The organism is Faecalibacterium faecis (assembly GCF_040096475.1).
Taxonomy (GTDB): domain Bacteria; phylum Bacillota; class Clostridia; order Oscillospirales; family Ruminococcaceae; genus Faecalibacterium; species Faecalibacterium taiwanense.
Map to the genome: position 1 here is coordinate 14,079 of NZ_JBBMEP010000006.1, position 13,950 is coordinate 28,028.

Annotated in this window: 12 protein-coding genes; 8 read left to right on the top strand and 4 right to left on the bottom strand. The window is 55.3% G+C overall.

What is annotated here, in order from left to right:
- Nucleotides 1-8 precede the first annotated feature (8 nt).
- The 6 genes from WMO17_RS04115 (at nt 9) to WMO17_RS04140 (ending at nt 9,400) form a co-directional block, all read left to right on the top strand.
- The gene (locus WMO17_RS04115; protein WP_112122125.1) at nt 9-1,538 is read left to right on the top strand and encodes a glycosyl hydrolase family 28 protein; all 1,530 of its coding nucleotides are present in this window, start codon (nt 9-11) and stop codon (nt 1,536-1,538) included.
- Nucleotides 1,539-1,639: 101 nt separating this feature from the next.
- Nucleotides 1,640-2,407, top strand: coding sequence for a DUF624 domain-containing protein (locus WMO17_RS04120; RefSeq protein ID WP_349137535.1), 768 nt, complete (start codon nt 1,640-1,642; stop codon nt 2,405-2,407).
- 64 nt (nt 2,408-2,471) lie between these two features.
- A complete protein-coding gene (lacZ, locus tag WMO17_RS04125; RefSeq protein ID WP_112122127.1) occupies nt 2,472-5,489 on the top strand; it encodes a beta-galactosidase, LacZ type in 3,018 nt (1,005 codons plus the stop codon).
- A 173-nt stretch (nt 5,490-5,662) separates the two neighbouring features.
- On the top strand, nt 5,663-7,159 hold the full coding sequence (locus WMO17_RS04130; RefSeq protein ID WP_349137536.1) for a recombinase family protein: 1,497 nt from the start codon (nt 5,663-5,665) through the stop codon (nt 7,157-7,159).
- A 420-nt stretch (nt 7,160-7,579) separates the two neighbouring features.
- The gene (locus WMO17_RS04135; RefSeq protein WP_349137537.1) at nt 7,580-8,938 is read left to right on the top strand and encodes a citrate/2-methylcitrate synthase; all 1,359 of its coding nucleotides are present in this window, start codon (nt 7,580-7,582) and stop codon (nt 8,936-8,938) included.
- Nucleotides 8,939-8,950: 12 nt separating this feature from the next.
- Nucleotides 8,951-9,400 carry a winged helix DNA-binding protein gene (locus tag WMO17_RS04140; protein WP_097774461.1) on the top strand — a complete coding sequence of 150 codons (450 nt, stop codon included), beginning with the start codon at nt 8,951-8,953 and terminating at the stop codon, nt 9,398-9,400.
- 134 nt (nt 9,401-9,534) lie between these two features.
- Here WMO17_RS04140 and WMO17_RS04145 read toward each other — a convergent pair whose 3' ends face one another.
- The 3 genes from WMO17_RS04145 to WMO17_RS04155 all read right to left on the bottom strand — a co-directional run bounded on the left by WMO17_RS04145 (nt 9,535) and on the right by WMO17_RS04155 (nt 11,218).
- On the bottom strand, nt 9,535-10,242 hold the full coding sequence (locus tag WMO17_RS04145) for an LrgB family protein (RefSeq protein ID WP_097774460.1): 708 nt from the start codon (nt 10,240-10,242) through the stop codon (nt 9,535-9,537).
- Nucleotides 10,223-10,555 carry a CidA/LrgA family protein gene (locus WMO17_RS04150; RefSeq protein WP_242702883.1) on the bottom strand — a complete coding sequence of 111 codons (333 nt, stop codon included), beginning with the start codon at nt 10,553-10,555 and terminating at the stop codon, nt 10,223-10,225. Before WMO17_RS04150 ends, WMO17_RS04145 begins: the two co-directional genes overlap by 20 nt.
- A 231-nt stretch (nt 10,556-10,786) precedes the next feature.
- Complete coding sequence (locus WMO17_RS04155) at nt 10,787-11,218, bottom strand: RrF2 family transcriptional regulator (RefSeq protein WP_005942625.1); 432 nt, start codon at nt 11,216-11,218, stop codon at nt 10,787-10,789.
- A 222-nt stretch (nt 11,219-11,440) separates the two neighbouring features.
- Between WMO17_RS04155 and cysK the strand changes: the two genes are divergently transcribed.
- Both cysK and WMO17_RS04165 read left to right on the top strand, forming a co-directional pair.
- The gene (gene cysK / locus WMO17_RS04160; protein WP_349137538.1) at nt 11,441-12,373 is read left to right on the top strand and encodes a cysteine synthase A; all 933 of its coding nucleotides are present in this window, start codon (nt 11,441-11,443) and stop codon (nt 12,371-12,373) included.
- Between the two features lie 93 nt (nt 12,374-12,466).
- Nucleotides 12,467-13,411 (top strand): tRNA dihydrouridine synthase, encoded by a 945-nt coding sequence (locus tag WMO17_RS04165; RefSeq protein ID WP_349137539.1) that lies wholly within the window; start codon nt 12,467-12,469, stop codon nt 13,409-13,411.
- A gap of 198 nt (nt 13,412-13,609) precedes the next feature.
- Here WMO17_RS04165 and WMO17_RS04170 read toward each other — a convergent pair whose 3' ends face one another.
- On the bottom strand, nt 13,610-13,855 hold the full coding sequence (locus WMO17_RS04170; protein WP_097774456.1) for an IreB family regulatory phosphoprotein: 246 nt from the start codon (nt 13,853-13,855) through the stop codon (nt 13,610-13,612).
- Nucleotides 13,856-13,950 lie beyond the last annotated feature (95 nt).

The window sequence follows — 13,950 nt, forward strand, 5'->3', positions numbered from 1 at the left end:
GAGCTTTTATGCCGAACCATTTCTTTTCACAGAACGGCCTGACCGCCTGCTGCACCGATACAAGCATTACCTTGTTCTGGGATAAGCCCGCCGCTGCCGGTGCGGTCGAAACCTATACCGTCCTGCTGGACGATGCCGCTGCTGCTCATACCCAAAAGACCCACTGTACATTGGAGAATCTGCGTCCGGAAACGACCTATTCGCTGTTCGTTCAGTGGCGGAGCGGCAGCATTGGGGAATTGACTATCCGGACAACACCGACCAAACGCTGTTTGGATGTGACTGCATCTCCTTATTCTGCTGTGGGCGATGGAAAGGCCATGAATACTGCCGCCCTGCAAAAAGCCATCGACGACTGCGGCGAGCGTGAACAAATCTATTTTCCGGCAGGTGTTTACTGCACAGGCACATTGCGTCTGCACAGCAATATGGAACTTTACCTTGAAGAAGGAGCTGTGCTGCAAGGCACAGCAGACCCAGAGGATTATCTGCCGCGCATTTCCAGCCGCTTTGAGGGCACTGAGATGGAGTGCTACAGCAGCCTGTTGAACCTCGGTACGCTTGACCATACTGCCGGGCCAAACTGTGAAAACGTAATTCTGCGCGGCAAGGGAACGATTGCATCCGGCGGAAAACTGCTGGCAGAGCGCATCATTGCAAGCGAGCGGGAAAGGCTGAAGGACTACCTTGCCCAAAATGCCACTCTTGTTTCTACCTGCGAAAATGCCGATACGATTCCGGGGCGCGTCCGGCCGAGACTTGTCAACATGAGCAACTGCCGGAACATCTGGATGGAAGGGCTGACATTTGCAAACGGCGCAAGCTGGAATCTGCATATGGTCTACTCCGACCAAATCGTGACCGACCACTGTACCATCCGGTCGGATGGTGTCTGGAACGGGGACGGCTGGGACCCGGATTCTTCCACAAACTGTACGATCTTCGCCTGCGAGTTTTTTACCGGAGACGATGCCGTTGCCATCAAGTCCGGCAAGAACCCGGAGGGGAATATCATCGACCGCCCGACGAAACACATCCGCGTGTTCGACTGCCACAGCGGTTTCGGACACGGTATCTGCATCGGAAGCGAGATGAGCGGCGGTGTGGAGGATGTGAAGATCTGGGACTGTGATATGGCAGTATCCACCTCCGGGCTGGAGATCAAGGTTACGAAAAAGCGGGGCGGCTATGTCCGGAATGTGGAAGTACGGGACTGCACCCTCTCTCATGTCATGGTGCATTCGGTCGGGTACAACGATGACGGCATCGGTGCACCTGTGCCGCCTGTGCTGGAAGATTTCCGCTATAATCGGGTGACGCTGCTTGGACGATACATTGACCACGACCATGTATGGCACACCTGTCCTGCCATCGAGCTGAAGGGCTTTGATGTGCCGGGCTATGAGGTGAAGAACATTTGCTTCAAGGATGTGGTGTTAGAGGACAACGGCGGCCCGGAGCAAAACATCCGGATGCAGTACTGCCGGAATGTCAGTTTTGAAAATATTACCGTCCGGTCAGGGGTGCAGCCGGAATGATGCCGTTTTTCTCCAAAAAAGCAGCCTCTTTTCTACAACCCGTTTTCTCTCTGACTGTGGTACAATAAAACTGTAAAACGAACCGCAATGGAGGAAGCAGAATGATGTTTGAACAGAACTTTATGCCGGAAGGTGCAGAAATCAACCCGGATACGCCCCGCAAAAAAGGGCTGGCGCGGTTGTTTGAAATTCTGAGCCGGGATCTGGACGGCATTTTCCTGTCCGGGGCACTGGCGATGTTAGTCTGCGTCCCGGCAGCAATTCTGGCAGGCATTGCCCTCTGGCTGGGCAGCCTGCCGCTGTGCCTGCTGGCGGCGGTCGCCGCCGGGTGGCTGGTGGGTCCGGCTCTGACCGGACTGTACGATACCATCCTGCGTGCCTTGCGGGATGAGCCGGGATTCTGGTGGCACACCTACAAGCGGGCATGGAAGCAGAACTTCCGAAGCAGTCTTGTTCCCGGCATCGTGTTTACCGTGTTGTGGGCACTGCTTGCATGGTCGGCATTCGTGCTGCCGCAGATTACAGAAATCTCCCTGAGCTTTGCGCTGATTCTGCTGCTGGATGCCGTTCTTCTCTTGACGCTGGGCAACTACTTCTGGATGCAGAACGCACTGTTTTATGGCTCGATTTTTCAAAAGTCGTCCAATTGCATCCGGATGTTCTTCGGCTTCCTACCGCAGACTGCCCTCTCTGCAATCGTGCAGGTTGGATACTGGCTGCTGATAGCATTCTTGATTCCACGATGTGCGTTTATGTTTCTGCTCACTGGATTATGGGTCCCCAGTCTGTTAGCAGCATTCTCTGTGTATTCCACAATGGAAAAGAATCTGCATCTGGAAGAACGGATTCAGGATATCAAAAATTATTGAATATTTTCCCGCAGCGTAACTCAAGGTTCGTCTGTGTCATTTTCTCCCTTGGAGGTAACATATCATGCCATTGAATCATCCTATGATCCCGGCACTGTTGGCTGACCCGGAGATCTTCCAGCAGAATCGCCTGCCGCCCCATGCGTATTTTTCCGACCAGACCAGCCCGGCCATGCCGTTGACGGTCAGTTTGAATGGTGAGTGGGCGTTCCGCTACGCAGAGAATCTGACAGCACCTTTTTCAAACTGGGATACCCTGACCGTGCCGGGGATTATCCAGATGCAGAGCCTGCAAAAGCCGGGCCGGCCCTACGGCACGCCCCATTATGTCAACACCCAGTACCCCTGGGACGGCCACGAAAAACTGCACCCCGGGCAGATCCCGCAGGAGTATAACCCCATCGGGGAATACAAGCGCAGCTTCACCCTGCCGGAAGAGTGGGCAAACTGCTATCTGCGCCTGAACGGGGCTGACAGTGCCGCCGCTGTCTGGTGCAACGGGGTCTATATCGGCTATACCGAGGATACCTTTACCCCGGCAGAATTTGATATGACGGAAGCCGTCCAGCCCGGCGAAAATGAGGTGACGATTCAGGTTTACCGTTTCTGCTCCGGCAGCTGGCTGGAAGATCAGGATTTCTGGCGGATGAGCGGTCTGTTCCGCTCGGTGGAGTTGTTCACAAAACCTGAGATTCATCTGGAAGATGTGTTCGTCAGGCAGAACTTTGCGCCGGACTTTTCCAGCGTGAAAGTGACGTTCGACTGCAAGGTCAGCGGCGCGGGCCGGGTGTCGGTGGTGTTCAACGGGCAACAGCAGTCCGCTGAGGTGGGCGAGCCGGTCGAATACGGCAGCGGCGTGGTCTTTGGCAAGGGCGAAGCCGACCCGGATGTGGAACCGGACGTGCAGGATGTTTCCTTTGCCTTTAAGGTAGAACAACCGGAATTGTGGAGCGCAGAACAGCCGACCCTTTATGAGGCAGAGATCGCCCTATTGAATGGGAAAACACTGGTGGAGCGCACCGGACTGAAAGTCGGTCTGCGCAGGTTTGAACTGAAAGACCGCCAGATACTGCTGAACGGCAAGCGCATCGTGTTCAAAGGGGTCAACCGCCACGAGTGGAGCTGCAAGACCGGCCGCACTGTCAGCCGGGAAGAAATGCTCTGGGATGTGAAAAATCTCAAGGCGCACAACGTCAACGCTGTGCGCACCAGCCATTACCCCAACGATTCGTATTTCCTCTCTTTGTGCGATGAGTACGGCCTGTATGTCATCGAGGAAACGAATCTGGAAACGCATGGTACCTGGCAGAAGCTGGGGGCCGACGGCTCGGACGAATGGACTTTGCCCGGCGACCGCCCGGAGTGGCGGGAAAATGTGCTTGCCCGTGCCGAAGCCATGCTGGAACGGGACAAAAATCACCCGGCCATCCTGATCTGGTCCTGCGGCAACGAGAGCCACGGCGGGAAAACGCTGTGGGAGATGAGCGAGTATTTTCGCCGCACCGACCCCGGCCGCCTTGTGCACTACGAGGGCATTTTCTGGAACCGGGAATACCCCGCCACCTCCGACATGGAGAGCCAGATGTACACCCCGGTGGTGGACATCAAAAAGTTCCTCACTGAACACCCGGAAAAGCCCTTTATCATGTGCGAGTACAGCCACGCCATGGGCAACAGCTGCGGCGGCATCACGGATTACACCGAGTACGCCTACGAAGAGCCGCTCTATCAGGGTGGGTTCATCTGGGAGTACATCGACCACGGCATTGCAGTCACCGGCCCGGACGGCAAACTGAGCTTTGCCTACGGCGGCGACTTCGGCGACCGCCCCACCGACCGGGAATTCTGCATCGATGGCCTTGTTCTGCCCGACCGCCGCAACACCCCCAAGATGGATGCGGTCAAGGTGGCCTATACGCCGTTCAAGATCACCCTGACCGAGACCGAAGCCGTGGTGGAAAACCGTACCCTCTTCACCGATCTGAACGCCTATGATCTGGTGTTCGCATCTTCCATCAACGGCAAACCGGAGCGCCGGGCTGTCTTGCGGGCAGACTGTGCCCCCGGTGAAAGCGTCCGTATTCCGTTCCCGTTTGCAATGCCGGAAACGGGCCTTGCCTGCATGACGGTAACAGTCATCCTGCGCAGCGCCCTGCCGGGTCTACCTGCCGGGTATGAAGCGGCGTTCGGACAGATCTGGAAGAAACACGCCGAAGCCCGGTTGACCGTCCCGGCTCCGCAGCTGGTGGAGATGGACTGCAACATCGGCGTAAGGGGCGAAGGCTATGAATACATTTTCAGCCGGGGCAAGGGGCTGACCTCCATCCGTTTTGACGGGGTGCAGCTGCTGGATGATACGGTGCGCCCCAGCTTCTGGCGCGCGCCCACCAACAACGATGACGGCTGCGCCGAGCCATTCGAGTTTGCCTTCTGGAAAACGGCGGGCCTGTATGCCCGGTGCGACAACCTGACCGTAGAAGCCGGAACGGAGACCGTGACCGTACACGCCGTTTACACCCTGCCGGATGGACGGACCCTGCCCATTGATTTTACAGTGGACGGCACAGGCCGGTGTGAGGTGGCCATGACATGGCAGGGCGAAAGAGCGGAATTGCCGGAGTTCGGCCTGTTGCTGCCGCTGCGGCGGGAGCTGACAGGCGTTTCCTATCTGGGCCTTGGCCCCCGTGAAACCGTAGCCGACCGCACCGTGGGCGGAAAAATGGGCGCATGGAACTATAATATCCGGGAAGATTTTGCCCAGAACAGCCCGGTCTATCCGCAGGAATGCGGAAGCCGCACCGGGGTATACTGCGCCGAAGTGACCGGTAGCATTCCGGGCATCTGCTTTGAGAGTGATCCCGGCATGGTCTTCTCCGCCTTGCCTTATACACCCCATGAGCTGGAAAACGCCCGGCACCTCTACGAACTGCCCCGGGACGACTGCAAAACCATCGTGCGGTGCGCAGCCTTCCAACGTGGTGTGGGTGGCGACAGCAGCTGGGGCGCAAAGCCCCATGAAAATGTCTGCTTTGCGGCAGAAAAGGGTATGCAGTTCAAATTTACGCTGAACAAGCTGAATTGAGCGATTCACAAGCGACAGAAGAGGTGGTGTCCAAAATGAACACCACCTCTTCTGCCTATAATAGTGTAAATATATCTTGCAATCCATCGTATATTATGGTATATACATTATACGAAACAATTTTTGAATGAACGCTTTAGCGTGCAACGATGTATAAAAGTGAGGTGCTTGCCATGAATGCTGTGATCTACGCTCGCTATTCCAGTGATAACCAGCGTGAAGAATCCATCGAGGGTCAGATTCGTGAATGCACAGCCTATGCCGAAAGAAACGGCATCACAGTGGTCAGGCACTACATTGACCGTGCACTTTCTGCCAAAACGGATAATCGACCGGATTTCCAGCAAATGATTCGGGACAGTAATAAGAAGCTGTTTGAAATTGTGCTGGTCTGGAAGTTTGACCGCTTTGCCCGGAATCGTTTTGACAGTGCAAACTACAAGATGATTCTGAAAAAGAATAATGTCCACTTGATTTCGGTCATGGAACCAATTGCTGAAGGTTCGCAGGGCATTCTGGTGGAAACGTTGCTGGAGGGCATGGCAGAATACTATTCGGCTGAACTTTCCGAAAAGGTCATTCGAGGTCAGACCGAAAACGCCCTGAAAGGGAAATGCACAGGCGGCACCGGAACGATTGGATATAAAATCGACGAAGAAAAGTTCTATCGCATCGACCCGCTTGTTGCTCCATTTGTATTAGAGGCTTTTCAGCGGTACGACAATGGTGAAAAAATCGTTGAGATTCTGAACTATCTCAACGAAAAAGGCGTTCGTAATATGCTGGGTGGAAAACTGACGTGCAGCAGCATGAACACCATGTTGAAGAATCGCCGTTACATTGGAGAGCTTTCTTTCCGAGATACCGTTGTGCCAGATGCGATTCCTGCCATCGTCCCGAAAGACCTGTTTGACCGTGTTCAGAAGCGTCTGGAGAAAAACAAGCGCGCACCAGCTCGCGGAAAGGCAGATGAGGAATACTTATTGACCACCAAGCTGTTCTGTGGCAAGTGTGGAGCATTGATGTTTGGCGAAAGCGGAACAAGTGCCACCGGACGAACCTACTATTACTATAAATGTGCTACTGCCAAGCGGCGCAAAGGCTGCAATAAGAAAACCGTACAGAAAGACTGGCTCGAAAGTTTGGTCGTCCAAGAGACGATGAAGCTGATTCAGGATGATGCCATGATTGAACGGATCGTTCAACTGGTTATGGATTTTCAGAACCAAGAGAACACCACGATTCCGCTCTTGGAAAAGCAGCTCCGAGAGGTGGACAGGAAACTGGACAACCTGATGAAAGCAATCGAGGAGGGCTTATTTACCCGGACGACCAAGGAGCGTCTGGATGCCTTGGAAGCTCAGAAGGATGAACTGACTGCCAAAATTGCTGACGAGAAGTTAAGAAAGCCATCCTTCAATGCCGATTTCATCCGGTTCTGGCTGATGAAATTCAGAAAGTTCGATATATCGCAGCAAAAACAGCGCAAAGCACTGATTGAGATTTTTGTGAACGCGATTTTCCTGTATGATGACCGGATGCTGATTACGTTCAACTACAAGGATGGTTCTCAAACCATCCGCTTTGAGGATGCCTTGACTGCTGCTGAAGCAGTGGGAAATAGTTCGGATTTGTCCAGCTCTGCTCGATATGACAAAAAGCCACGATGAACCGTTTACAAATGCGGTTTCGTCGTGGCTTTATTTGTTGCCAGTCCCCTGAGATCCGGCTGGAAGATGCCTTATTTGTGCGTTACCGTCTCAAAAACTGTCCCTGCGCTAAAGGGCAAATGCGCACCCGGCAGCTTTCCGATTTTGTTCTTTTTTTATTTACAAACAGTACCTTGACACCGAAATATCCTTTTTGTAATCTTAAAGAGTATTCTGAATGTAAGTGAATGCCGTCCCGAATCAATACGGTTTTTTCGGGCAGGACGGCAGGAAGTTTCTCCAGCGAATGTCCTGGGGGTGGTACCCTGCTGCCACAGGCAGTAGGGCGGGACCGAAGTTCCGGGCTGTTCGCAGAGAAAACTTCCTGATGGCCTGCCAAGTGAGCGCAAGCTGACGGCAATGGGAAAGGAGCAACTACCAATGGATCATCTGCAGAACGTAATGGGATACTTCGACCAGCAGCAGCCGCTGTGCGCCGAACACGACCGCATCAGCAAGGACCTGTACAAGGAGTTTGGCGTTAAAGCGGGCCTGCGCGACGAAAACGGCAAGGGCGTGCTGGCGGGCCTGACCAATATCTCCGATATCCGCGCCTTCCAGTATGTGGATGGGGTGAAAAAGCCTGCCGACGGTCAGCTGCTCTACCGCGGCTACGACGTGAAAGACCTGATCCGCGGGTCGTCCGGCAGCCGCTTTGCCTTTGAGGAAGCGGGCTATCTGCTACTGTTTGGTGAGCTGCCCACGCAGGAAAAGCTGGAAGAGTTCTGCCGCGTGCTGGGCGAGTGCCGCACCATGCCCACCAACTTTACCCGTGATGTGATCATGAAGGCCCCCAGCCACGATATCATGAACTCCATGGCCCGCAGCGTGCTCACACTGGCATCCTACGACCCCAAGGCCGGTGATCTGGAAATTTCCAATGTGCTGCGCCAGAGCATCCAGCTGGCCGGCATCTTCCCCATGCTGGCCGTGTACAGCTACCATGCCTATAACCACTACGAAAAAGACGGCAGCATGTACATCCACCGGCCGGACCCGGAGCTTTCCACCTCAGAGAACTTTTTGCGGATGCTGCGCCCGGATATGAAGTACACCGAACTGGAAGCCCGCGTACTGGATGTGGCATTGCTGCTGCACGCCGAGCACGGCGGCGGCAACAACTCCACCTTTACCACCCGCGTGGTCACTTCGTCTGGCACCGATACCTACTCGGCCATGGCGGCTGCCCTGTGCTCCCTCAAAGGCCCGCGCCACGGCGGTGCCAACCTGATGGTGATGCAGATGATGCAGAACATCCGCGAAAACCTGCACGACACCGAGGACGATGAAGAGCTGGAAGCCTACCTGAAAAAGCTGCTGCACGGCGAAGCATTTGACCGCAAAGGCCTGATCTACGGCATGGGCCACGCGGTGTACTCCCTCAGTGACCCCCGTGAGGTGGTATTCAAGGGCTATGTGGAACAGCTGGCCCACGAGAAGGGCCGCGACAAGGACCTCGCCCTTTACAACAAGATCGAGCACATGGCCCCGCAGCTGATCGCGGAGGAGCGCAAAATTTTTAAGGGTGTCAGCCCCAATGTGGACTTCTACAGCGGCTTTGTGTACGATATGCTGGGCATCCCCATGGAGCTGTACACGCCGCTGTTCGCCGTGGCCCGCGTGATGGGCTGGAGCGCCCACCGCATTGAAGAGCTGCTCAGCGCAAACAAGATCATCCGCCCGGCCTACAAGAGCCTTGGCGGCACCCACGAATATATCCGCCGCAATGAGCGGGAATAACAGGGAGGATGCATGATGAGCGTGGAACTGAAACATCACCCGGAAGAATGGTTCTTCCTGCACAATTTTGATATCGACAAGGTGTTCAGCACCATCCAACGGGCGGATTACCTGATCTTATATTACATTAAGATGCAGGCCGAACAGCACCCGGACAGTAAGGTTTATCTGGCTGACCTTGCTGCCGTGATGGGCCTGAAGGTGACAGAGCTTTCCAAGGCCGTTGAAAAGCTGCAGGACAAGGGTTTTGTGGCATGGAAGACCGACCGTGAAGCGGGCCGCACCTATGTGGAGCTTTCCAGCAAGGCTGTGGAGCTGATGGCGGAGGAGCGCGCGTTCATGCAGCGCTGTTACGCCCGCCTGCGTGCAGAGCTTGGCGACGAAGAACTGCATCGTGCAGTAAGCACCATGCAGAGCGTGACGGCCATCCTGAAGGATGAACGGGAACACAGCGGCGTATAAAAACAGCCTCAACGAAAAAATGAGATAGACTTCCCCGAAAGGGGTTGCCTATCTCATTTTTTGTTGTAAACTGAGGTTCCCGGATCAGCAAATAAATTCTACTGAAAAAAGCCAGAGCGGCTATTTTAAATCGTTTACCGGATCAGGTTTACAAACACCGGGCAGAGCACTGCGGTCAGCACACCGGCCACCGCAATGGAAAGGCCGCTCATGGCACCTTCTACCTCGCCCATCTGCAGGGCTTTGCTGGTGCCCACGGCATGGGCCGAAGTTCCGATGCCCACGCCCTTGGCGATGGGGTCGGTGATGTGGAACATCTTGCACACCGTCTCAGCCAGCAGCGCTCCCACGATGCCGGTAACAATGACGATCGCACCGGTCAGGGCAGCAATGCCGCCCAGCTCAGCGGCCACATCCATGCTGATGGCGGTGGTCACGGACTTGGGCAGCAGGGTGGCATACTGCTCACGGGTCAGGTCCAGCGCCAGTGCCAGCGCCAGTGCGCTGCCAAGGCTCACCAGCGTGCCCACCGAGATACCAGCAATGATGGCGGCGGCATTCTCTTTCAGCAGGTCGATCTTTTCATACAGCGGAATGGCCAGTGCCACGGTGGCGGGCAGCAGCAGATAGTTCACCGGTGCCGCGCTGGCCTTGTAGTCCGCATACGGGATGCTGCACACCGACAGAAAGATGATCACAAAGATGCTGCCCAGCAGCAGCGGGTTAAAAATGGCTTTGCCTGTCACCTTATTGATAAGGGTGCCCAGTGCAAACGCGGCCAGCGTAAGCAGAACGCCCCATGCTGCGGAGCCGGACAAAAAATCATTCAGCAGCTGCGTCATTGTCAGCCTCCTTTTTCTTGCGGCCGGTCAGGGCCTGCGTGGTCTTGCCTGCACTCACCATCACCAGCACAGTGACCGGGATAATGGCAACGAGGATGGGCAGCAGCATCTCGCCCATCTCTGCCCACAGTTCCATCACACCGGCGGCAGCGGGCACGAACAACAGCGGGAAGATGCCTGTGAGATAGGTTCCCACCTCTTTCACATCGTCCAGCTTTACCAGCTTGAAGTTCAGCGCTGCCAGCAGCAGCACCAGACCGTAGACGCTGGCCGGGACCGGCAGCGGCAGCACTACATGAAGGATCTCGCCCAAAAAACAAAACGCAAGAATGCGCGCAAACTGAAAAATATATTTCGTAGTAAAGTTCCCCTTTCCTCGATCAAAAGCGTAAATGGACACATCAAGGGTAAAGTATACCGCAGGAGCCCCAATCCATCAACCGTGATTCTGGATAAGAAAAATTGCACATTTCGCCGAGAACTGTGCAAAAAAAGGCGCACCGGTCAAGCCGGTGCGCCTTTTTGCATGTTATCAGAAATACCGTCAGATCACATAATCATTCCCAGCCTGATCAGGCCGGGCGAGATCGGCCAGTGTGATATTGCCGAAATAATTGGAGATCAGATCGTCCAGCCCCTTCCACATCTCGTAGGTGCGGCAGTTTGCCATGCGGGAGCAGGGGGTCGCATTGGGGGTCAGGCAGCTCACCGGCGCAAGGCTGCCCTCGGTCAGCATCAGGATCTCGCCCACGGTGTACTGATCCGGGCTGCGGGTGAGCCGGTAGCCGCCGCCCTTGCCGCGCAAGCCCTCCAGAAAGCCGTTCTGCACCAGCACCTTAAGGATGTTTTCCAGATATTTTTCCGAGATCTCCTGCCGGGCAGCGATCTCCTTGAGAGGGACATATTTTTCAGACTGATGCTCGGAAAGGTCGATCATCACGCGCAGTGCATAGCGCCCTTTGGTGGACACGATCATAATAGTGTACTTCCTTTGTTGGTTATAGATTGAGTTTTTAACCTATTATACAACAGGGTAAATAATATTTCAATCCCACTTTTTTCAAAAAATCCATTGACAACCGCACAGAACGGGTCTATAATACCATCAAACCCACAAATGATGTTGGTATAAAGGTTTTAGAATCGGGTCGTCCAGCAGGGCACATGTGCCCATAACTGTATCAGAGAGGAAACTACAATGAGCAAGATTTATACTGCCGCAGATCAGCTGATCGGTCATACTCCGTTGCTGGAGCTGACCCACATTGAAAAGGAGCAGGAGCTGCCTGCCCACATCATTGCCAAGCTGGAATACTTCAATCCGGCCGGTTCTGTCAAGGATCGCATCGCCAAAAAGATGATCGATGATGCCGAGGAAAAGGGCCTGCTGAAGGAAGGTTCCGTGATCATTGAGCCTACCTCCGGCAATACTGGCATCGGTCTGGCCGCTGTGGCAGCCGCCAAGGGCTACCGCATCATCATCGTGATGCCCGAGACCATGAGCGTGGAGCGCCGCCAGCTGATGAAGGCTTACGGTGCAGAGCTGGTGCTGAGCGAGGGTGCCAAAGGCATGAAGGGTGCCATTGCCAAGGCCGACGAGCTGGCAAAGGAGATCCCGAATTCCTTCATCCCCGGCCAGTTCGTGAACCCGGCCAACCCTCAGGCCCACATCGAGACCACCGGCCCCGAGATCTGGGAGGACACCGACGGCAAGGTGGATATCTTTGTGGCAGGCGTGGGCACCGGCGGCACCGTGACCGGCGTGGGCCAGTACCTGAAGAGCAAGGATCCGAACGTCAAGGTGGTGGCTGTAGAGCCTGCTTCCTCTCCTGTGCTGAGCAAGGGCACCGCAGGCGCACACAAGATCCAGGGCATCGGCGCGGGCTTTGTGCCGGACGTACTGGACACCAAGGTGTATGACGAAATCATCGCCGTGGAGAACGACGATGCCTTTGCCACCGGCCGTCTGATCGGCCACAAGGAAGGCGTGCTGGTGGGTATCTCCTCCGGTGCTGCTGTTTATGCTGCCCTGCAGCTGGCAAAGCGCCCGGAGAATGCCGGTAAGAACATCGTGGTCCTGCTGCCCGATACCGGTGACCGCTACCTGTCCACCCCGCTGTTTGCAGACTGATCTTTCAAAAAGCTCACTTCTCCCGTTCTGTGACTTCACAGGATGGGAGTTTTTTGTTACAATATCCCTATCAAACACTTTGGAGATTTGCCCATGAATTACTATGCTGCCCCCATGGAGGGCCTGACCGACCGGGTGTGGCGGCAGGCACACCAGAAATGGTTCGGCCCTGCTGGCAATGCCGACCGCTACTATGCCCCTTTCATCTCCCCGCCGGAGAACCGGGTTCTCATTAAAAAGAAGATGGCCGAGCTTGCCCCTGCGGCAAACCCCGGCGCACCGGTGATCCCGCAGCTGCTGGCAAAGGACGGCGAACTTGCCGCATGGATGATCGGCGAGCTGCGCGGCCTTGGCTACACCGAGGTGAACCTGAACCTCGGCTGTCCTTCCGGCACCGTCACCGCCAAAGGCAAGGGTTCCGGGATGCTGCGCGACCCCGTCAAGCTGGACGCTTTTCTTGCCGCCGTATTTGCCAATGCGGAAGGGCCTATCTCGGTCAAGACCCGGCTGGGCGTGGAAAAGCCGGCAGAATTTGCTGCCATTCTGGACATCTATAACCGGTATCCCATCTGTGAGCTGACCATCCACCCGCGTGTGATGCGCCAGCTCTACCGCGGGCAGGCCGACCGTGCCGCTTTTGCTGCCTCCCTGCCCGGGTGCCGGATGCCCGTGTGCTACAACGGCGATGTGACCACCGCTGCGGACCTGCACACGTTGGAAGCGCAGTATCCGCAGCTGTCCGGCATCATGGTGGGGCGCGGCATCATTGCGGACCCGGCGCTCTTCCGTGAAGCACGCGGCGGCGCACCGGCCGCACGGGAAGAGCTGCGCGGATACCTTGACGACCTCTACCACGGATACTCCGAACTGTTCGGCAGCGCCGGGTGCGCGGTGAGCCGCATGAAGGGACACTGGTTCTACCTCATCCACAAGTTTGAGGGGGCCGAAAAGCTGGAAAAGCAGCTGCGCAAGGCGCGGGAACCGTGGGAATATGAGGTCGTCGTAAACCAGATCTTTACGCTGCCGTTCCGGCCGTGACGGTTGGAATGGCCTCCGTTTCGCTCTGGCCATCTTCAGCGAAAATTTTATTTTATATAGTTGCAATTCAGAAAGATCTGCGGATTTTTCTGAATTGCGTTTTCACCGGAGGGGCTGTAACGGTAAACGGCATCTGCATTCTATTATGAAAAAGCCCCGCCATCATAGCGACGGCGGGGCATGAGCAGACAAGCGATATCAGACGTTCAGATAACTGCGCAGCATGGCCTGCAGCAGATCGTCACGATCCACCTTGCGGATCATGGAACGGGCATTTTTATAGGTCGTGATGTAGGTGGGGTCTTCGGACAAGATATAGCCCACCAGCTGATTGACCGGATTATAGCCTTTTTCCTTTAAAGCATCGTACACCTGCTGTACGATCTCATGGATCTCATAGTCCTTTTTGTCGTGGATCGAAAAAATAGCGGTCTCGCCACTCACGGAATACACCCCCTTAGGAAGAACTACATTCATTGTACACGAATTGCGAGGAAACTTCAAGCTAAACAGACCGGATTTGCACAGTTTGCATAAAA